This window comes from Polaribacter sp. Hel1_85, assembly GCF_000766795.1.
Classification (GTDB): Bacteria; Bacteroidota; Bacteroidia; order Flavobacteriales; family Flavobacteriaceae; genus Polaribacter.
Genome location: NZ_JPDS01000001.1, coordinates 532,436 through 552,845 on the forward strand (window position 1 = coordinate 532,436; position 20,410 = coordinate 552,845).

The window sequence follows — 20,410 nt, forward strand, 5'->3', positions numbered from 1 at the left end:
TGCAATGGTGTTATTACAAAGAAGGAAGCAATTTTTAAGTTTTAGCTAATAGAATGCTATTGTTTATGAATCTTATTTTATACAAATATGATTGTAGGATTTTAAATTGGAATAGTAGCTTTTATTTAGAACTCGGTAAGTTTACTTACGTTGTTATATAAGGAAAGTTGTGGTTTTGTCAGCGAGGAATTTCTGAAGGAAATTCAGAAGTTGATAAAAATGCAACGACCTTTAATAAAGCACTAATTTAGCAATTTTTTTATACGGTAACTGGCTTTATTTTTTTTCTATAACAGCTGGTAATATATATTCAATCATCATTTTGTCAACATTAGCATGTGCATTGGGAATGTTATATGCAGAAGTAGTAATAACAATTACAAAAGGAATGTCTTTGAAAATAAATATTTTATTTCCTCCCATACCATTACAATAAGATACTTCATATTCTTTGTTGTTTAGTGAAAAAGTTTTGTTCCAAAACAAATAACCATAGTAACCATTATCAAGTGATTGTTCTATATGTTTGTCTAAACTTTTTTCTACCCATGTTTCGTTTAAAATTTGTTTCTCATTCCAAAGTCCTTTGTTTTTATATAACTGACCATATTTTGCAAAATCAATTGCCCTTAGTCTAATTCCGCCAGCGGTATTACCAACTTTTTGTGGTGTATATTCCCATTGATAATTTGTAATGCCAAGAGGTGAAAATAATTTTTTATCTGCATAAGAAATTAATCCCTTTGGAACAGATTTATCAATGATATCTCCTAAAACTACTACGCCAGCTGTAAAATAGGCAAAATCTTCATTAATTTTACCATCTTTTTGCATCGGTAAATCAAGTGTGAATTTTACCCAGTTTTTTGTTGGATACATGTTTTCTTCATTTCCTAAACTGCTATAATCATTGTCATCACCTTGAAACCTAGAACTCATTGTTAAGAGAGATTTAAGAGAAACAGAATCTTTTTTCTGGCTATAATTATTAAAAGACTTTAAGTTGTAAAAATCTTTTAATAAGGCATTTTCATTTTTTATATAGTTTTCTTCAATTGCTATTCCCATCATTGTAGAAGCTATTGATTTCCCAACAGACCTTGGGTCGTGTAAACTATCTCTAGTTTCACCGTTAAAATATTCCTCTATTAAAAGTTTGCCCTCTTTTATTATAACAATTCCATTTATATTCTCAAATCTATTTTCCGCTATCTTTCTATTCAATGCCCTAATTTTATTTTTATCAAAATAATCTTTAGATATTTCCCAACCACTATTAGTCTGTATTTTTTGAACAGTAATTAGTTTTTCATCTACTGGTATTTCTGCAACTTCTACGTTGATTTTTCCTTTGGCTAAAAGATTACCCACAATTAATGTATCTTGTTTTATATACGGTCTTACTTCTATGCTTAAAGTATGACTTCCTTTACTAAGTTCGTCTTGTCCACCACCTAGTTTCATAAATTTAAGCCACATAAACCAACCCCAAAAATCTAATTGTTTTGGTGCTACTAAACGTATTGTGTGAATTAGTTGCTCTGTTTTAGATGCTTTTAATCCAGCTCCCTTGCTTAAATTTTCCACATAAACTATTTTCCCATCTACCAAAAAAGAAAATTGAAAATTTCCTTTTTCCAATAATTCATTTTCTGTTAGGTTTGCCCCAATTACTTGAAGATTCTTTATAAGTGGTTTGTCTAATTTGAAATGAATGCTTAAAAACTCATCTTTATTTAAAACGAAGTTATCTGAGTAATCTGAAGTTGTAGGTTTAATCTTTGTTATGTCAACTTTTGAAAAGTGTAAATTTTCTATTTTATTTAAATTACTGTTTGTTGATTTTGTGGTGTTACTATTTTTACACGATATTAGAAAACAAGCAATAAGGGCAAAAAAATGATTTGATTTCATATTTTGAGTTTTGATTGAGTTTTGATGAATAGCAAAGTTGCGATTAATTAATACCTCAAAATTGTATGAAATTAACATTAAGAAATTTTCTTCAAAAATTCTGAAGGTGTCGTCTTGTAAATTCGTTTGAAGTTAGTGATGAAATGACTTTGGTCGTAGAAACCACATTGGTAACAAATTTCAGTCATGGAAAATTTGTTTGAAATAAGTAATGAAAATGCTTTATTCAGTTTCATCAATCGAATGTAGTTACTCAGACTTGTTCCAAAATATCGGTTAAATTCTCTTGATAAATGGACAGGATGAATTTCTAATTTTGAACTTAAGCTTTTTAAAGAATAGTCTGTTTTTTCCTCAATCAATAACTCTTTTAGCTGGTTTACCCAAATTGGTTTTTTTGAATTTTCTTTTTTTGATTCTTTTATTGTGTTAAATATATCAATCAAGTTACTCTCAATACTTAAATTTGAATACTGGTCGTTAATTTTAGTCTCAACAAAAATATCGTTCATCAAGTTCTTTATTATCGGATTCTTTAAATTAATACTTCCTTCAAAATCTATTATTTGAATATCAAAAATTGAAAACCAATTCTTATTCAGTTCAATGTGAAAACCTCTTGTAAATTCTGGTGGTTTTATATTGTAATGTGCATCTTGCCAATTATGAAATAGTAGATTCCCTGGCTCTAAATAGTAGGATTCTTTTTTGTTGGATTCAAATAATTTTCCTTGAAGTAAATACGTGAAATACGGATTTTCGTGATAATGCCAATCCACCTTACTATGTGTATATTCAGTATCTGTGATTATTAGATTTTCAAAAGCTGATTTTTGGTAATGTGTTCCGTAAAATTCTCCTGTATTTAGTTTATTCATTTTATTTCTTCAGCTTGTTGCCAACGTGTTTTTGTATGGTTTGTTCTGATTTTATGCAATAAAGTTAATAAATAAAACATAAACCAAGAAAATCCGAGAGGATATTCGTAAGTAAACAATTTGCAAGCAATAACTTATACAAGTTGTTGTGTGTAGTACTTTACCACAAGTTACTTTCATAGGTTTTTATACTATTTATTAGCCAGTTCTCAAATAATAAATCGATTATATAATGTAAATATGTCAGTTATTTAGATTAAAATATGTCAATAATTTATTAATATGTCAAAATTTCAGAGAATTAAGTGGTTTTCTGCACAAAAACTGGGTTCTGTTTATTTTGGTATTTTTTTTGCTTTATTGAAGTCGAAATCAATTAAGATTTCAAATTTGAAATAATGTTTAATTTAAAATTTTGTAATTATGAGCAATTTAGTTAGTGTTCCTAAAAATGGAAGTTTAGCGAACAGCAATTCAAATCAAAACTTCCCAACTTTGTCAAATTGGTTAGATGATATCTTTAATAGAGACCTACCATCAGTATTCACTTCAAATTTTAATACTGGAATTACTTTACCCAAAGTAAATATTAAAGAAACTGCCGATGCTTTTATGGTTGAAATGGCAGTTCCAGGTTTAAAGAAATCAGATTTTCAAATTGACCTCGATAATCAAGTATTATCTATTTCTACGGAAACAAAGGAAGAAAGTGAACATAAGGAAGAAAATTATACTCGTAGAGAGTTTGGTTATTCTTCGTTCAAAAGAACCTTTAACTTACCAGAAAGTGTAAACGATGAAAAGATTAATGCAAATTATGAACATGGTATTTTAAATATTCTTTTACCAAAAAAAGAAGAGGCTAAACAAAAACCAGCCAGAAGCATTAAGATTTCATAATTGTTTCATTAAATTTTAGAGTAAAATATTAAGAGGGTGCTAATTTTTCTGCATCCTCTTAATAATAAGTTGAACTTAAAATATAAAGTGATGAAAAAGTATGTTTTATTATTTATAATTGGCTTGATAACTATTAGTTGTAAAGGGCAACAAAATGAAACTAAAAAAGTTGAAAAAGAAGAAAATGAAACTAATATAGTTGAAGAGCCTAAAGGAACTTGGAAAGTTGATAAAGAATTTGATGAAAACGGAAACTTAATTAGATATGACAGCATTTATTCTTGGTCTTCTAATGAAAAGTTCGATAATCTCTCATTTGCTGATAAAGATCGTTTGATGCAATCTTTTAAATCAAGATTTTTTTCAAACTATTCAGGATTTAAAAATCAAGGATTTGAAGATGTTTTTTCTCAAGACTCACTTTTCAGCAAACATTTCTTTAATGATGATTTTTTTGGAAGTAATTTTGGAAAAGACTTTATGGGTATTGATAAATTAAGACAACAAATGATTGCGAGACAGAAGAAATTTTTAGAAAAATATCAGTCGGAATTTATCAAACCTGAAGACGAAAACTAAATAGTTTTCGTCTTTTTTTTTCTGTGTTCTAGTTTTTTTTTCATTACATACCACGTTTTTTGTATGGTTAGTTACGTATTTTATGCAAGTAATTGAATAAATAAAACACGAACAGCGAAATTCAGATGGAATTTTCTAGGTGAGCTATAATTAACAATAAAGTTTATACGGCTTTTTACGTTTTATTTTGTTTGATAAAGTGTTGGCTTAGTAATTCCCTTACCCGAATAGTATTCTTTATTCATTTCAAAATGCATTTCTGACATTCCATTTAAATACTCTTCAATTGGTTCAAGTCCTATTGATTTTCTTCGTTGATTTACATTTATGCTATCCATTAATTTTTTCGGGTACGCTAGTCCATTATTCATATTGTAGGTCACTTGTGTACCATATATTTGGGGTTGACCAGTATTTAAATTTACACGGTCAACTAAAAGCCCATAATCCGTTGAGATTGCGTTTTTCTTGTCAACTTCTTTCTTCATTTCTTTAAGGACTGCTTTTTGAAATTCAGGGTTATGGTCAGAATGTTGAACAATCACCCAAAAATTTCTAGAACCATTTTTTCCTGCTAAGTCAAAACCTACAAAGCCATATTCTTCGAATAGTTCACTAACCCGTTTTTGATTTGTTGTAAAAACACTGTCTTTAAAAGAATTCCATTCACTCTTGGATAGTTCTTTATATTTTCCTTGAGGAATATAAGCAGCTACTTGGTCAATTTTAGCCATTTTTTCAAGTTCTTCAACTAGTTCTTGATTAAACTCTATTTTTTCTTCAGGTACATTTTTGTTTGCACTTTTCTGTTTACAACCAAATAGAGTGAGACCAATTATAAAAATTCCGAATATTTTGTTCATTACTATATGTTTTTAGGTATTGTTGGCAACATGTTTGGGTATAAGATTTAGTTGCGTAATTTAGCTATAAATCTATTAAATAATTACTGATAAAGAAAATCGTCGAGGATTTTTGTAAGTAGGCTAAAACCAAGTAATTAATTTTGTACTTTGTTGTAACCAGCTATTTCAATCCAAAATGATTTATTGGACCATTTCCTTTGCCTAATATTTTGTTTTTGCCATTATCAATAGCAAGGTTTATATATTGGCAAGCCTGTTTAACAGCATTTTCTAAGTCGTATCCTTTGCTTAAAAATGTTGCTATACTTGATGATAAACTACAACCTGTGCCATGTGTGTTATTCGTGTTTATTCTTGGATTTTTAAACACGAATATTGTGTCTGTTGAATATTCATATAATACATCAAACATATCTTTTGTTAAATCACCTAAATGCCCCCCTTTTAATAGTACAGATGTTTTAAACCTTTTACCAATTTCTTTAGCCGAAGCTTTAGAGTTGTGTTTATTAATTGAGTGCCCAATCAATGTTTCTGCTTCTTTACTGTTCGGTGTAATAAGTGATGCCTTCGGCAATAATTTCTTTAAGCAATTTATGGCATTGTCAGTTATTAACTTATCACCAGATGTTGCTATCATTACAGGATCTATTACAATATTTTTTGCGTTGTATTCAGATAATTTTTGACTAATTGTTTCTATCACTTCACAGGAGTGGAGCATCCCTATTTTTATTGCATCAAAACTTATGTCAGAAAACACAGCTTCTAGTTGTTTTTCAATATGTAAAATAGGAATAGGGTGTATGTCAATTACACCTTGTGTATTTTGTGCTGTAGATGCAGTAATAACACTCGCAGCATATCCTCCACATGCCGAAATACTTTTAATGTCTGCTTGTATTCCTGCGCAGCCACCAGAATCGCTTCCTGCAATAGTTAGTACACTATTATAAGAGGTCTTTATAGTTTCCATGGTTCTTTATTGTATGCACTGTCCCAAAACATCCATTCTAATTTTGAAGCTTTTTCAAAGGCGTCATTCATTTTGTTTATTGTCTCTGTTGATGCTTTAATTGTATGCTTATTAGTAATATTAATAGCGTTTTTTACTGAGTTAGCAAACTCTTCTCCTCCATAAGTGTTTATCCAATTTTGGTAGGGATTATTGTGTTTATTCGTTTGATTAGCCAAAATATAATCTCCAACTTGTTGGTATATGGTAAAACACGGAAGTACAGCAGCAAGCCCTTCTTCTAAAGATTTGGTATGAGCCATTCGAGACAAGTAACTTATGTAAAGTTCACATGTGGGTGAGGCTTCATTTATACTGGATTTTTGATTAAGAAAATTCTGATGCAAGGCATTTTCTACATTTATTATTCCCGTTGCTGCATCCAGAAAAAACTGTGTGTCATTTTCATCTGAGCATTTGATACCAATTTGTGCCAAAACCTTTTTGTATTCAGATAAATAAATAGCGTCTTGATTTATATAGAAATAGAATACTTCTTTTGGAAGGGTTCCTGCCATTAGCTCTTTTATAAAATCATGCTTTTTAATTTTTTGTAAAATATGTGCTGTTTTTAAACTTATTTCTTCATACCAGTTTGACATATAATATCTTTTAGAGTTTTTGTTGCTTGCTCTGGATTGTTTGCTTGTGAAATAGCTGAAACTATTGCGATTCCATCTGATCCATTTTCAATTATTCTTGCTGTATTTTTTTTGTCGATTCCTCCTATACAAATAATGGGTTTACTGCTTCTTGTTTTTATTTTTCTTAATCCTTCAATACCCAGTGGGTTATCTAGGTCTTTGGTTTTAGTTTTTGTACTAAAAATAGGGGATAAGCCAATATAATCAATATCAAGATTGTTGGCTTCTACCGCTTGTTCTTCATTACTTACAGACCAACCTATAATTTTATTTTTTCCTAATAACTTCCTCGAAATAGTTACAGGCATGTCTTTTTGACCAATATGCACACCAGCTGCATCTATAGCTAAAGCAATATCAATTCTATCATTTATAATAAGTGGTGTATTATATTTTGCACAAAGGTTCTTTACAGCTACTGCTCGAATATAAAACTGTTTTGTATTTAGCTTTTTTTCTCTTAACTGAATTATGCTAGTCCCACCTTTTAGGCTAGATTCTAAAATATTTAAGAATTGCGAATTGTCTGTTATTCGTTCATCTGTTACATACATTAGAGAATAATCTACCTTTTTCATCCTTCTTCTGCTATTTGATATAAGGTATCAATAAAATTCATCTGAAAACTACCAGAACCTTTAGATATTTTTTCAGCAATATTACCTGCCTTTCCCATTAATTCCATTGCCATGTATGAAGCTACATGGTAGTTAGAGTTTACTGCAATGCAAGATCCAATAATGCTGGTAGCAGTACAGCCCATACCAGTAACTTTAGACATAATAGGGCTACCATTGGTTACTTTATCAATAAGTTCTCCCGTTATTATATAATCTGTTGCTCCGCTTATAACAATAGTACTATTCAGTTTTTTTGAAAGTTTTTGAGCCGCATTCAATGCATTTTCTGAACTTATAGTACTATCAACTCCTTTAGTGTTATTACCTAGTTGTGTTAATGCTAAAATTTCTGAAGCATTTCCTCTAATAACCGAAGGCTTATAGTTTTCTATTATCTTTAATGCAGTTTCTGTTCTGTATATAGAGGCACCCACACCTACAGGGTCAAAAACAACTGGTTTATTAAGCTCATTTGCTTTTTTCATAGCAATTTCCATTGCTTCAACCCATTTTGGACTCAGTGTTCCCATATTGATTACCAAAGCAGAAGAAATAGAAGTAATCTCTTCGACCTCTTCAATTGCATGTGCCATAACTGGTGATGCGCCAATAGCAAGTAATGCATTGGCAGTATTGTTCATAACTACATAATTGGTGATGTTATGAACTAAAGGAGATTGTTCTCGTAATTCTTTTAATATTGTATTGAATTGTTTTTTTTTATACATAATTTTATTGTTATTTTTTTTAATATACAAGCCACTTTCACAGCTGCGAAAGTGGCTTGTATAATTATATGTATTAAATTATTTACAATCCTCGTTTCCCTCCGCTGTTGTTAAACATATCAGGTTCATAGGATATAATCTCAGCCATATTTAGGCACTCCTAACGATTTGGTAAAGTTACTTTTTTTGTTTGTATTTTGTTATATAATTCAATTTTTTAATTGGTTACAAAGTTGTTGTTTATAATTAGTTGCATTTTTAAAGCTAGTAATTTACTAAATAAAACACGAACAGCGAAATTCAGATAGAATTTTCTAGGTGAGCTATAATTAGCAATAAAGTTTATACGGCCCACAATTTTTATTCCACGTTGTAATTTCCGTTCGCCCATTTTATTGTTGGTTCAATCCATTCCTTTAAAGGTTTAAATAAAAAACCGTGTCTCAATCCTGTATTCAGTTCTATTTCTTTAAAGTGTTTTATTTTGCAGTTCGATATTTTCTTTCGTTCCAATGCAGAAACTCCAAATGGGTCGGACTTTTCGTAAATCGTTAAAATATTTCCGCAAAAATTGATTTCAGGTATATTTTGAATATCGCTATTCCTAAAACTTGCAATAAATACAAAATTCAAATCTTGATTATTTGCTAAAGTCGAAACGTATTGAGCAATATATCCGCCTTTTGAAGTTCCAACAATAGTTATTTTTTTCGGTTCTGTTCCGTTTTTTATTAAACTGTCAATTTGGGTTACAATTCTCATTGCGTATTCTCTTGCGTTAACATTTCCACTACGTTTTTCGCTTACTACTTTAAGTCCTCCTTTTTTTAATTCAGCAATAATTTCGTTGTATTCAGTCCGCCCAAATTCGGGATGTAATTCATTCAGTTCGTGTTCTTCTAAAAATCGATTGTGTAGTAAGAAAACAAATCGGTCATCATTTTTGTTTCCGCATGCAAATAAAGTTGAGCAAAAAAGAATTCCAATTAATAGACTTATTTTCATTGATTTACGATTTTTTTCAAATTGTGGGCAACATTGTTGTATAAGGTTTATTGCGTGTTTTAAGTACTAAAGCTAGTAAATAAAACAAAGATAGAGAGTTCGCGAGAACTTTTGTAAGTAGTCTAAAACCAAGCAATTAATTATACACGTCTTAAGTTTGTCTTTTAATAAATTTGATATCTAATCAGAAAGAATAAAAGAGAGAATTAAGGTTAATTTAGACTTATGATACGATATCCATTGCTTATATATTCTTCAATTTTACTTTTATCAGTCTTATAATTCAATAGTTCCCAAATTCTAGATTTTGGTTGGCTGTAAGTATAAATAGAACCACTTGGATTTGCAGGTATTCTAACTGGTTTTTCTTTACTCATATACACAACCCATTCCTTAAAATAATGATCATAAGTCATTGTATTCAATATATAGCCTTGTGCTTTTTATTTTCAATTAAATCTTGAGGAAAATCAACCCTATATGTAGAAGACCAATTATATTTTTGGGAGTTCTTTTCAGTGCCATAAGCTAAAAATAAATATTGAATATTATTACCTAATTTAATACTTTTCATATTTTTACAAATCTTCGAATTGGTTTTAGCTTTTTTTATAGTTTTACTTGTATTACTGTTTTTATCTGATTTACCAACAGTATAGTAATTGCTAATGGGATTTATTGAGATCTTTGCCAGGGCATAAAGTCTATTTATTTTATTATTTTTTGTATATAAGCATATATCTCGGATGATATAGCCATCTTTCGACTTATCATTTAATTGTTTTTGTGATGGATTTGTTAAAAAAACTTGTTTGTGTCTCTTTTTATATTTATCTAAAACAACGAACCACTCATTATTTTTAAAACTGACTAATTCAATATTAAATCCCTTTTCCCAATTATTATTAATCCAATCATTAGGGAAGTTATTTGAAACCTTATATTTTTGATCATAGCTTATTTTCTCTAAGACAACATAATGATTTTGTTGAGATAATAAAGAGTTTGTAATGAGAAGAAAGAAAACGATGTACTTCATTTTATAAATATTTTAACAACCTAAATATCTAGCTCCAACCTTTTTTGCATTCCAAAATGTAGGACCTTGACTTGACCTTATTCTAATAGATTTAAATTCACCAGGCTCTAAACTCCAAGAATCTGTATCATTCATTCCTAAATCTGGATGACCTTCCCAAAAATATATAGTAACTTTAATAGCTTTAGATGTGGATAAATTTTTGATAAACCAAGATGTTTGTGGTGAACCAGCTACTCCTGTGTGTTTGTAATATAACCTTATATCATCAACTGCTGTATTTATAACAATTCCCATTCTGTAAAATTAAATTATTTCAGTTTATTATCAAATACCTATAAGTAGGTATCTTGGTTTTAATGTCTTACTAACGTGTTTGTACAAGGTTAGTTGCTGTAGTTAAGCAATAAATCTACTAAATAATTACCGATCAAGAAAATCCGCGATGATTTTTGTAAGTTGGTTAAAAGAAAGCAATAAAATATACACGGTGTTACCACACGTTTTTTCTGTGTTTAATTATTCCAAAATCCAATTCACCAAATCATTTATATCAACTATTGACCAACTATGTGGATTCCTTTCTCCATTGTTTTGAAAGCCTTTATTTTTTGTTTGAATTAACTCTACATGAATCCAATTCTGATCACTTAATAGCTCTTTCGTTTTTTGAAGTGTATATGCATTGGTGCTTTCAAAATCAGTTTGTCTATTTTCTTTCCACCACAGCGTATCTGGTTCAGTATAGAAACGTAATTTTTCTTTTTTTAGATTTTTTATATTGTCTATATTTTTTGTCGTTATTGTAAGTGGTGATACTTTTTGAATATTTGTAAGTAAAGCGTCTTTGCCTCCAAATTGTTCTTCAAAATAATTGATTATCCACTTTGGTTCTGCAAGACGTTCTTCAGAAAAGTCTTTTCTCAATATATCTTTTTGAGAACTTTCATATAGAGCGTAAAGATCAATTGGTGAATCAACTACAAAAACACCTTTTGGTTTTAAGGTTGAATTAGTCTTGTGTAAATAATCTGAAAGTGTTAACGCAACCGTTCCTCCAATTGACATACCACCAATAAATACGTTGTCTGTATTCAAATTATTTTTCTCAACTGCTTTGGTTATTAGTTTTGCTAACTGTTGTGAATCTTCATTTTCAATCCATAAATGACGATTGAAATTCATTAATAAAACAGAAATTTCTTTTTCAGTTGCTTTGTCAATAATTTTGAAATTTTCCTTTGTTTCTTTTGAAGTTGTGCCTCCTCCAGGAAAAACAATTAAGAGTACTTTTGAATCACTTGATTTTATGAGTTCGTAATCTTCATTCAGAATAGTTGTGATTCCGTTTTTTTTAGTTTCTACTGTTTTGGATTTATTTTTACAGCTAATTACCAGAATCAATAATATTAAAATTCCGAAATATGTTATTTGTCTATAGTGTTTCATAAATGTGTGGTAACATGTTGTAAGATTGGTTGCGTGTTTAAGCACCTAATTTAGCAAATAAAAACCGAATAGAAAATCGGAGAGGAATTTTGTAAATAAGCCAAAACCAGCAATTAATTTTATACGGCTGTAGTTTTATTTTTCAAATTGTAATATAAATCCGTCAGCTCCAGATCCAGATGTTGTTTCATTTTGATTAATTGTCAAGTTGTTCATTGAAAGTGTAAAACCACCATATTCAGCATTATCAATGGTAATATAATTAACTCCATTTATTTCAGAAGTAGAGTAATTGTATGTTCCGCTTTCAAAACTGCTATATATATTCCCTTGAGCTTCATTATTTTTAACTGTTAGCATTTGATTGCTAAATGTCCAAGTTATAATTCCAATTTCGTAATCGTCATCTATCCCTGCAAATCCACCGCTAATATTTTTAACATTCCAAATTCCGCTTAGTCTTTCTTCTTGATTAGAATCATCATCATTATTACAACTTGTAAAAAATATAATTCCTAAAATTATTAATAAAGTTAATCTTCCAATTTTCATAATTTTTATTTTGAGTTCTATTTTATAGATGTAGAAATTCCGAAATGGTTGCGTTAAATTACTGCCAACTAGTTATATCTCAATACTTCTATTGATTATTGGTTGTTATGATCATGCTCATTGAAGTTATAGAAAATAAAACTGAGGGTTTCTGTTTACATAAAAGCTTTCAATGACAATTTTTATTTAAAAAAAAAGGGTAGCGATCTGGTTTTAATTGACAGATTACTTCGTCATTCTTCCTCGTAATGATCTGTGTTAAAAAACTATTATTTTTAGTTATTTTTTTTTTAATTTATGCAATATAAACTTTGATGGTTTTCATTGTAATATTTTTTGTTTTTTGCGATAGCAAAAATCTGTTTTATTAACTTATTTGCTATTGCGATTTTAATAACTCTCTCGGGTTTTCCTTTTTCTTTTAGTCTCTTATACATTTCCATACACGTTTTATTCACTCTTTTTGCAGACCAAGAACACAAGTATAATAACTTTCTAATTTGTGGTTTTCCCATTTTACAAATATGTCCCTTTCCCTTTACACTTGTTCCTGATTGATATAATCTTGGGCTAAAACCTACAAAAGCTGTGAGTTGTTTATAATTTTCAAATTTTGTAAAATTGTCTGTAATAACACTCATCATAATAGCCGTTTTCAGCCCGATCCCTGGAATTGTTTTTATTCTTTCGACCGTGTCTTTATAGGCTAATTTCCCTATTTGCTCTATCTTTTTCTCAAACTTATCTATGCGTCTTATTAATAATATTAGTACTTGTTTTAATTCTTTTCTAAGATCAGGACTCAACAAACCTGTTACTTCAAAGGATTCTAGTTGTCTTTTTGTTTGATGTTTTTGTTTTTTTAGTAATTCTAAAGCTGTGTAAAGTTGTTTAATCTCTATACTAGGTTTACTCTCTGGGCACCATCTTTTTAACTCATATTGAGCACCATATTCGGCAATTGTCTTTGCGTCTTTTTTATCCGTTTTTGCTCTATATAATCTTGTTTGACTATATCTTCTAATTATCAATGGATTTAATACACATACATTAAAATTAGATGCATGTAAAAAAGTTGCTAACTGAACATAATAAGGACCACTAGCCTCCATTACAATCCAGTCTGATGTACCAATCAATTTAGTAAATTGCTCAAATCCTCTATTTTGATTTTTAAAAATTTTGTGTATCCATTTATCTTTTTCTAAATAAGAAACATCAAAGGTTTGCTTACTAATATCAATTCCTATAATTTTACTCATATCAAATGTTTTTATAGAAAAATTACTACATTTACTTATCAATCCTAAATACAGACTTAGACGTCTAATGATCTGTTCAAGTTTATGTAGTAAGAGGTAAAGTGATTAGCATTGCGAACGGTCTTTAATGACAAATGACGGACTATAATCTTTTCCTTTACCCTTACTTTTCTTGTTAAATATTAAATCTAATTTAAACTTTTTTAAAACAGATTATTATATTTTACAAACATAGGATGACGTTGTGTTGTAGGTTGGTTTCTACCTAAATTTATGGTGAATTATACAATACAAATAGGTGAGTTCGTTTAGAAATAGAGTTGGAGTAGTGTATAAACTAACAATTAATTTTATAGGTTGTTGGTAGTAGGTTTTGTTTTCTGCGCTTTAATCAGATTCTTTATTAAGTCAGATACTTGTTTATAATTAGTCAAATTATCTAAAACGTATTCATCTTCGCTAAAACTAATTCCTCGTCCAGCAAATAGAGGTTCGACTTTTCCTAAAATAATATATCCTTTGTTATTTCCAGAATTTTCATAAGTAACTTCATCAATATCAATTATACTTTTCTGTTTTTTAATAATTCCGTTTTTTATGAAAAATATTCGTTTGTTACTAATTACGTATTCCATTCCATTAGTATTATTATATCTAACATAAATAGCATATAAGATAAACGATAAACCAATAATTCCGAAAATTAGAAAACCTATATGAGCAGTAAGTCCAATTGAAAAGGTAATAGTAAGAAAGAATAGTCCAAAAATAATTTTAAACAGGTCATTTGTGTGAAGCATTATTCCTTTTTTTGGTTCAACTACTAAATTAATGTTTTCATTAACATCTAATAAAGACTTAAAATTCATAGTTTATTACTAGGCTTTCTTTAATTACACACAGCGTTGTTGTACACAGTATTTATTTACTTAATTCTATTTGAAATTTTGTCGCATTAAATGCAGCTTTTAAACCTCTTAAATTAGATTCCGATTTATTTTTCTCAAATAGTTCAGTTACGTATTCTGTTTGTTTAGTTATATTATCGTTGTTTTTTTGAAAAATTTGGTATTTCAATAAAATTAAATTCGCCATAATTTTATCTGAAACACTTAATTCGCTTTGATTTAGATATTCGTCTATTGTGTTTTTTATCTTAGAATCATTTTCAGATATTTCATCGAATAGATAAGCATTAGCCAAGTCAGATTTATTCATAGTTGAATAATCGCTTTGGTCAGACATATCTTTTCGGTAAGTCATTTTGTTTCCATTTAGAAAATACCATCTGGTATAGGAATCATTTTTCATTTTAATATCTTTTTCAAACTCCTTTTTCTTAACGCTCCAATTCGTGAAAGCTATTAAAAGTTTAGTTCCGTCATCTTTCTTTAAAATTGCAAATCGGATTAAGTAATTTCTTTTTCCAGGTTTTTCAATTTCAATGTCTAGTTTGTTTTCTACTGAAACATATTTTTTCAAAGCTTTTAAAATTGAGGAAACATCTTCTGCATTTGCTTCTGGAAACAGATTTTCTCTTAAAAAGAGATCAATATATAAGTAATGAGTCAAATAAAAATCATCCATTTTCAGATAATTCGCCTCTGTCAAATGTTTAGTTTTTATATTTATTTTGTCCGATTGAGAATATCCAAAATTTGTGAATATTGTTAAAAGTAAAAGTGTGATTATTTTTCTATTCATTCTGTTGGCTTATATTGTTGCATAACATGTTGTATAAGATTAGTTGCGTTGGTTTAGCGTAAATTTAGCAAATAAAAACTGAATAGAAAATCCGCGAGGATTTTCGCAAGTTGGCTAAAAGAAAGCAATAAAATATACACGGTGTTGGCATTAGTTTTTTTTAAATTCAGATTCTATATTAACCCAATTAACTCTCCAGTTCGTTTTCAAAAGTTCACCAGTTGTATAGAATAAAAACTTATTATCAGGTGTCACATATGGATTTCCTTGTCCAGTATTATTGATTTCCTTGTTCAATTTCTTGGTATTAATCCATCTACCATTTCCATCACTAAAACTTATCATTAAGTCAAGCTGGTTACCAATAGAGGCAAAAATCAGATAATCTTCTTTTGGTGAAACATATGGTGTGCATTTTCCAGTCTTGGAATTCATCGAAATTGTAGTTTTTTCTGCATCTTCAAATTTGCCATTTACTTCTTTTGAATGATAAATATCCATTTCGCTATAATCCAAATTGCTAGTGTGAAAATATAGAGTTCCTGAATTGGTAATTGTGGGATGCGAAACTAATTTTTTCCTCAAGTTTGGGATATCCACAAAAACAGGTTCTTTCCATTCTCCATTAACTTTATCAGATTTCCAAATATGCCAAGTTTCCAAAATACCTTCAATATTTGTCGGTCTTGTTGAACTAAAATAGATAGAATTCCCATCAGGTGAAAAACTCATTCCGTGTTCGTTATATTTACTGCAGAAAAATGCTTTCTTTGGTTCAGACCAATTTCCGCTATTATTTTTTATTACGAAGACTGTAAATTTCTCAAAGCTATTATCCGAAATAGTATAATAATAGTCTTTTAAGTCAGGACTAAATATTCCCTTGTGGATAAGTTTATTTTCTGGTACTATATTTGGCTTAAATTCAAAAGGTATATTGTTTGGAATTTCGTCTGTTAAAAATTGCATTTTGGTACTATCGTTTTCATTTTTACAACTCAAAAAGGCAATTGTAAATAGTAAGATGATTTTGAGTTTGTTCATTTCTTTAATTAATGCCAACTAGTTATATATCAATAATTCTATTGATTTTTAGTTGTTGTTAACATGCTCATTGAAGTTATTGTAATAAAACTGAGGGTTTCAGTTTACATAAAAGCTTGTCAATGACAATTTTTGTTTAAAAATAGCAATTTTTCTTTAATAGTTAGTGCATTACTAATAATATTCTGTGTGGCGCCTGTCTCGTTCTTTAAACGGGATTACTTTGCTTTACTCATGCATTTCTATTTTTTTGTATTCGTGAATCTCCTTTGCCGATTTGAGTAAAAAGCAGGACAGAGCGTTGAGAAAAGGTCTGGTAGCCCTTTTTAGCGAATGGGCCAGCTGACGCTTTGGCAAACTACAGTTTCTTTAAAAAATTTATGCTTAAAAGCTTCTTCTATAATGTTTATGAAATCGAGTTTACGAGATTCATGAGCATCTATTTATTAAAATACAGTGGGCGCGTAAACACTTTTATATTAGCCTGTATAGAGCGTAGTCGAGATAACGAAAGGAGGGAAGCGTAATGTGTATATTGAACAATAAATTACTAAAATCATCTCAAATAAATAATATTATGAGTAACTATTACTTTACTGTAAAATTACTCTTATGTTCTGAAAATAGAGATTATGATAATTTTGATATTTATTTAATCATTTTAATATAATTAAATAAATCTGTTTTTAATAAAAAAAGTAGGGGCTTAATAATTATCTCTAGTTGTATTGGTCTTTTTTTAGCATTTGGTAATTTTTCTTGGTTTTCAAAACGCGTATTTCTACGCTTTATTTATACTTATTAGTTTTATAAATTTGTGATAACCAATGTTATAAAACTATTGTTTTTATAGATTAATACACAGTGCCGTCTCATAATTTCTATTACAGATAAGATACTGTCGTCGGCACACAAAACTATATCTTATGTCAAGCCGTAAACACCATGTAACTCCATCACATCACACCAACTCACCCTCTAAACAACCTCATGAACATCATAACTTTTTCAATCCGTACAAATTAAATTCATATTTAAAAGACCAGCACTTTCTATTACCAGATGGATACCCAGAACTTATTTTTTTAAAGCCTTCTTTTAAAGTAACTCCTTCGCCAAACGGGGCATACCCTGTACAAGCGAGTTTGCATTGTAAAATGGGATTTATAAATTGGATTCCTTTTCACCTCCTAGGCTTGCCATTTGATGATCGTATGTTGATGGACAATGTAAAGGATCTTGATGTATTAATACTTATTACATTGAATTCTAAAAGCAAAACAACTGTTTCTATTCAGTTTGTGGCCAGAACTTTCAAGCTTCCTTTAGGTAATAAAAAGGTTTCTATTAACAACCCTGGAGTAAACATTACTTCGATATTTGAAGATGGTAAATGGGCAAATGCTTCTTTTAGTTTTGGTGGAAATTTCGACATTCCATTATTTAGTCATCAATCGCTAGACATCTTCTTTAATTTTAGTCTGACCTTCTCAAAAACAGGATTGACTGCCATTCAAGGGAATTTCTATGACACTTTTAAACATAAAGTAGAATTATTAAAATTGCCTTCTGAGTTTAGCAATATCTCCATCGACTTAAAGAGTTTTGGTGCTAGTGTAGGAATTTTATTAGAACCACCAGGAGCTCTATTAGGGATTGAGGTAGCAGGAACCATCTCTTCATCGTATGAGCAAATTAAAGTAAAAGAGTTTGCATTGGTATGCGATGTAGAAGGAGAACCGATTCCAATATACGTTTCTTTTAGTGTAAATGATATAAGTCTTGCCACAGCACTCGGATTTATAGGGTTGGCATTTCCAACACCAGAGATTCCTTTTAACTTAAAAAATCCAAAATTCTCTTGGGGAAAGCAAGCAGTTACTTTACCAGACGGTGTACTAGCACCTGCGGGTACTTCTTTCAATGCTGATGTAAATTTATTAGGATTCGATTTCTATACAGCCGTTACCTATGCCAAAGGAACAACAGCAAAGGGTACGCTTCAAATGGATGGTCCTGTTGCTCTTAAGGTAGGATCGTTGACTGTTTTTTCTTTAGGAGGAACAGCAACAGCAGTGAAAAGGAAAGAAACCATTAGTAATGGAACCATTCCGAAAACAAAAAAGGAATACGATAAAATACAATCAGCACCAAAAACCACTATTGCTAAGAGTGGTGGTGCAGTATTTAAAATGGATTTAGAAAAAGATAAGATTCCAGTCATCCAAGGAAATGCTACAGTAAGCCTTTTAGATGTCATCAACACTTCTGTATCGGTTAATTTTAGTAAAAATGGGGCATCTATGAGCATGTCTTTGAATAATATTCTAATCAAAGAAGAAGCCTCTTTCACTATGAATAAAGATACCTTAGCAGGAACTTTTTCTTTTGATATGCCCAACGGAATTATTACTATAGCAAGTGATTTAGGAAGTTCTATTTTGGCTAAAGAAGGTATTAGTGCTTCTATATCAGTAACCCAAACCACATTTACTGCAGATTTAAATGTAACCATTTTAGGAAATACAATAAACCTTGCAAACAATGTAAATTTAAGTGGTTGTACCTCTATAGCTAGCATGCTTACTACATTAACTACTGCTATAGGTAGTAATCCTCTAGGAATTTCTTCTTTATTTAGATCAAAACCTGCTTTATGGGTAGAAGGTCTTGCCAAAAAACTGATTCCAAAACCAATTCAGAATGATGTGTCTAAATTTGCTGTTGACGGATTAAGTATCTTAACAACACCCTTAACCTCCGTATTCACTTTGATTCCAAAATTAGGTTCTTTGTTAAGTTTTAATGCTGATTCTTTAGTGAAGAACATTAAATTACAATATCCAACTACTTGGGATAGTAATAAACAGGGAATTACTAATATGCTGGTAAATATGAATCAGTTTGCGGTATCAACGGTTACATATTCTGTTGTAAACCTTATGGAAGAAAGCGCTAAAGGAGCAGGAGATTTACTATCTGTAGCTGGAATCCCTGGGCAAATAATTGCAGATACTTTTGTTGATATGGGAGGAAAGTTTGAAGAAGTAGCAGGCGATTTTGGTAAAGTAGTAAAAAACATCATTAAATACTTAAACCCTACCAACTGGTAATTGTATGATACTTTCTATTGTAAATACCTACTTTAACACTATAACCAATTTGCGTGCAGAGTATTCTATAGAAGTAACAACAGATACATGTGATGTAAGAAATAATGCATTATTTTGGATTGATGCATCAGAAGATACTACGGAGTCTTCCCGATACCTTACTGAAGCATTAATCCATCTCAACTGCCCTAAAGAATTGTTAGTTAAACAACAAAATCTGTTAGCATTTTGTAGAACTCAAGGAATAGGAGGGAGTGTTTCTGATGCAACAAAACCCTACGGATTGTACTTAGATTATACAACAGTGTTGGGAGAACGAAAAATGGAAGCTTTTTACTGGAATACAAACGGGAAAATAATAAAAACCAGTACTTATAAATTTAAATATTTTAGCTCAGAAAATGTATTAGAAACTACTTTGCCTTGGATTCATAGTGATTTACAAGAAACATTTCTAAAACTATCTTCATATTATCAAATTAGCAAAGAGTCTGGAGTATTAACGCAATACCAGAACGGAAGCATCAAAGAATACTACATTCCTTTTTTTTGGCACCCAAGAGTAGATTTTATAATAAAAGACTTGCCTAATAGCTTTCAAAGTCAGCTTAACAATAATAACTGTCAAGATATTCATTTTCGCCATATTGGTTTTAGTACCATAAAAGACATCAATCCTGTAATTACACTGTATTTTGGAGCTTATATGTATAATTGCCCAACCAATTTTAAAGAGTTCCAGAAAAAGGTACATAAATCATCACAGATACTGGCCAAAGAAATTCAGAATTTTGTTGAAATATAGAGATTTTACGGTAAATACATATTCTCATTGAAGGCAAACTCATTGTTTTAATATTTAATCATCCACTGGATAATCCCTAATTAAAAATGTGCTATAATGTTCTGTGTGGCGCCTGTCCCGTTCTTGAAACGGGATTACTTTGCTTTACTCATGCATTTCTATTTTTTTTGTATTCGTGAATCTCCTTTGTCGATTTGGTTAAAAGCAGGACAGAGCGTTAATAAAAGATCTGGTAAACCTTTTTAGTGAATGGGTCAGCTAGCGCTTTGGCAAACTACAGTTTCTTAAAAAAA

General features: G+C 30.0%; 21 protein-coding genes and 1 riboswitch. Of the genes, 4 read left to right on the top strand and 17 right to left on the bottom strand.

Annotation, left to right across the window (positions count from 1 at the left end; genetic code table 11):
* Window positions 1-276 precede the first annotated feature (276 nt).
* Together PHEL85_RS02325 and PHEL85_RS02330 are read right to left on the bottom strand one after the other, a co-directional pair.
* Window positions 277-1,914 carry a serine hydrolase domain-containing protein gene (locus PHEL85_RS02325; protein ID WP_036823003.1) on the bottom strand — a complete coding sequence of 546 codons (1,638 nt, stop codon included), beginning with the start codon at window positions 1,912-1,914 and terminating at the stop codon, window positions 277-279.
* Between the two features lie 77 nt (window positions 1,915-1,991).
* On the bottom strand, window positions 1,992-2,792 hold the full coding sequence (locus PHEL85_RS02330) for a helix-turn-helix domain-containing protein (protein WP_036820532.1): 801 nt from the start codon (window positions 2,790-2,792) through the stop codon (window positions 1,992-1,994).
* A 423-nt stretch (window positions 2,793-3,215) separates the two neighbouring features.
* Here PHEL85_RS02330 and PHEL85_RS02335 point away from each other — a divergent pair, with 423 nt between their 5' ends.
* Both PHEL85_RS02335 and PHEL85_RS02340 read left to right on the top strand, forming a co-directional pair.
* Window positions 3,216-3,692, top strand: coding sequence for an Hsp20/alpha crystallin family protein (locus PHEL85_RS02335; RefSeq protein ID WP_036820534.1), 477 nt, complete (start codon window positions 3,216-3,218; stop codon window positions 3,690-3,692).
* A gap of 90 nt (window positions 3,693-3,782) precedes the next feature.
* Entirely contained in the window at window positions 3,783-4,271 is a 489-nt protein-coding gene (locus PHEL85_RS02340; protein WP_036820536.1) for a hypothetical protein, read from the top strand.
* A 182-nt stretch (window positions 4,272-4,453) separates the two neighbouring features.
* On the opposite strand, the gene PHEL85_RS02345 is transcribed toward PHEL85_RS02340, so the two are convergent.
* From PHEL85_RS02345 to PHEL85_RS02415, 15 genes are all read right to left on the bottom strand, one after another.
* Complete coding sequence (locus PHEL85_RS02345) at window positions 4,454-5,134, bottom strand: DUF6624 domain-containing protein (RefSeq protein ID WP_036820539.1); 681 nt, start codon at window positions 5,132-5,134, stop codon at window positions 4,454-4,456.
* A gap of 163 nt (window positions 5,135-5,297) precedes the next feature.
* Complete coding sequence (gene thiD, locus PHEL85_RS02350) at window positions 5,298-6,113, bottom strand: bifunctional hydroxymethylpyrimidine kinase/phosphomethylpyrimidine kinase (protein WP_036820543.1); 816 nt, start codon at window positions 6,111-6,113, stop codon at window positions 5,298-5,300.
* The gene (tenA, locus tag PHEL85_RS02355; protein ID WP_036820546.1) at window positions 6,101-6,754 is read right to left on the bottom strand and encodes a thiaminase II; all 654 of its coding nucleotides are present in this window, start codon (window positions 6,752-6,754) and stop codon (window positions 6,101-6,103) included. The genes thiD and tenA overlap by 13 nt, the downstream gene beginning before the upstream one ends.
* The gene (thiE, locus tag PHEL85_RS02360; RefSeq protein WP_036820549.1) at window positions 6,730-7,374 is read right to left on the bottom strand and encodes a thiamine phosphate synthase; all 645 of its coding nucleotides are present in this window, start codon (window positions 7,372-7,374) and stop codon (window positions 6,730-6,732) included. Before thiE ends, tenA begins: the two co-directional genes overlap by 25 nt.
* Window positions 7,371-8,144: a hydroxyethylthiazole kinase gene (gene thiM / locus PHEL85_RS02365; protein ID WP_036823004.1), complete on the bottom strand. Its 774-nt coding sequence runs from the start codon at window positions 8,142-8,144 to the stop codon at window positions 7,371-7,373. The genes thiE and thiM overlap by 4 nt, the downstream gene beginning before the upstream one ends.
* A 79-nt stretch (window positions 8,145-8,223) precedes the next feature.
* A riboswitch (TPP riboswitch) is annotated at window positions 8,224-8,316 on the bottom strand.
* Window positions 8,317-8,504: 188 nt separating this feature from the next.
* Window positions 8,505-9,149 (bottom strand): YqiA/YcfP family alpha/beta fold hydrolase, encoded by a 645-nt coding sequence (locus tag PHEL85_RS02370; RefSeq protein ID WP_036820552.1) that lies wholly within the window; start codon window positions 9,147-9,149, stop codon window positions 8,505-8,507.
* 212 nt (window positions 9,150-9,361) lie between these two features.
* Window positions 9,362-9,574 (bottom strand): hypothetical protein, encoded by a 213-nt coding sequence (locus PHEL85_RS02375; protein ID WP_162179427.1) that lies wholly within the window; start codon window positions 9,572-9,574, stop codon window positions 9,362-9,364.
* Complete coding sequence (locus tag PHEL85_RS02380) at window positions 9,571-10,188, bottom strand: hypothetical protein (RefSeq protein ID WP_036820557.1); 618 nt, start codon at window positions 10,186-10,188, stop codon at window positions 9,571-9,573. Before PHEL85_RS02380 ends, PHEL85_RS02375 begins: the two co-directional genes overlap by 4 nt.
* Before the next feature lie 12 nt (window positions 10,189-10,200).
* Window positions 10,201-10,485 (bottom strand): hypothetical protein, encoded by a 285-nt coding sequence (locus PHEL85_RS02385; protein ID WP_036820560.1) that lies wholly within the window; start codon window positions 10,483-10,485, stop codon window positions 10,201-10,203.
* A gap of 222 nt (window positions 10,486-10,707) precedes the next feature.
* Window positions 10,708-11,637 carry an alpha/beta hydrolase gene (locus PHEL85_RS02390; protein ID WP_036820563.1) on the bottom strand — a complete coding sequence of 310 codons (930 nt, stop codon included), beginning with the start codon at window positions 11,635-11,637 and terminating at the stop codon, window positions 10,708-10,710.
* A gap of 135 nt (window positions 11,638-11,772) precedes the next feature.
* Window positions 11,773-12,189: a hypothetical protein gene (locus PHEL85_RS02395; RefSeq protein WP_036820565.1), complete on the bottom strand. Its 417-nt coding sequence runs from the start codon at window positions 12,187-12,189 to the stop codon at window positions 11,773-11,775.
* Between the two features lie 290 nt (window positions 12,190-12,479).
* Window positions 12,480-13,451 carry an IS110 family transposase gene (locus tag PHEL85_RS02400; RefSeq protein WP_036820407.1) on the bottom strand — a complete coding sequence of 324 codons (972 nt, stop codon included), beginning with the start codon at window positions 13,449-13,451 and terminating at the stop codon, window positions 12,480-12,482.
* A gap of 350 nt (window positions 13,452-13,801) precedes the next feature.
* Complete coding sequence (locus PHEL85_RS02405; protein WP_036820567.1) at window positions 13,802-14,320, bottom strand: hypothetical protein; 519 nt, start codon at window positions 14,318-14,320, stop codon at window positions 13,802-13,804.
* Window positions 14,321-14,372: 52 nt separating this feature from the next.
* A complete protein-coding gene (locus PHEL85_RS02410; protein ID WP_156109073.1) occupies window positions 14,373-15,155 on the bottom strand; it encodes a hypothetical protein in 783 nt (260 codons plus the stop codon).
* Between the two features lie 150 nt (window positions 15,156-15,305).
* Window positions 15,306-16,217, bottom strand: a complete 912-nt coding sequence (locus tag PHEL85_RS02415; RefSeq protein ID WP_156109075.1) for a PD40 domain-containing protein — start codon at window positions 16,215-16,217, stop codon at window positions 15,306-15,308.
* A gap of 908 nt (window positions 16,218-17,125) precedes the next feature.
* Between PHEL85_RS02415 and PHEL85_RS02420 the strand changes: the two genes are divergently transcribed.
* Both PHEL85_RS02420 and PHEL85_RS02425 read left to right on the top strand, forming a co-directional pair.
* Window positions 17,126-19,312, top strand: coding sequence for a hypothetical protein (locus tag PHEL85_RS02420; protein WP_156109077.1), 2,187 nt, complete (start codon window positions 17,126-17,128; stop codon window positions 19,310-19,312).
* A 4-nt stretch (window positions 19,313-19,316) separates the two neighbouring features.
* A complete protein-coding gene (locus PHEL85_RS02425) occupies window positions 19,317-20,117 on the top strand; it encodes a hypothetical protein (RefSeq protein ID WP_156109079.1) in 801 nt (266 codons plus the stop codon).
* Window positions 20,118-20,410 lie beyond the last annotated feature (293 nt).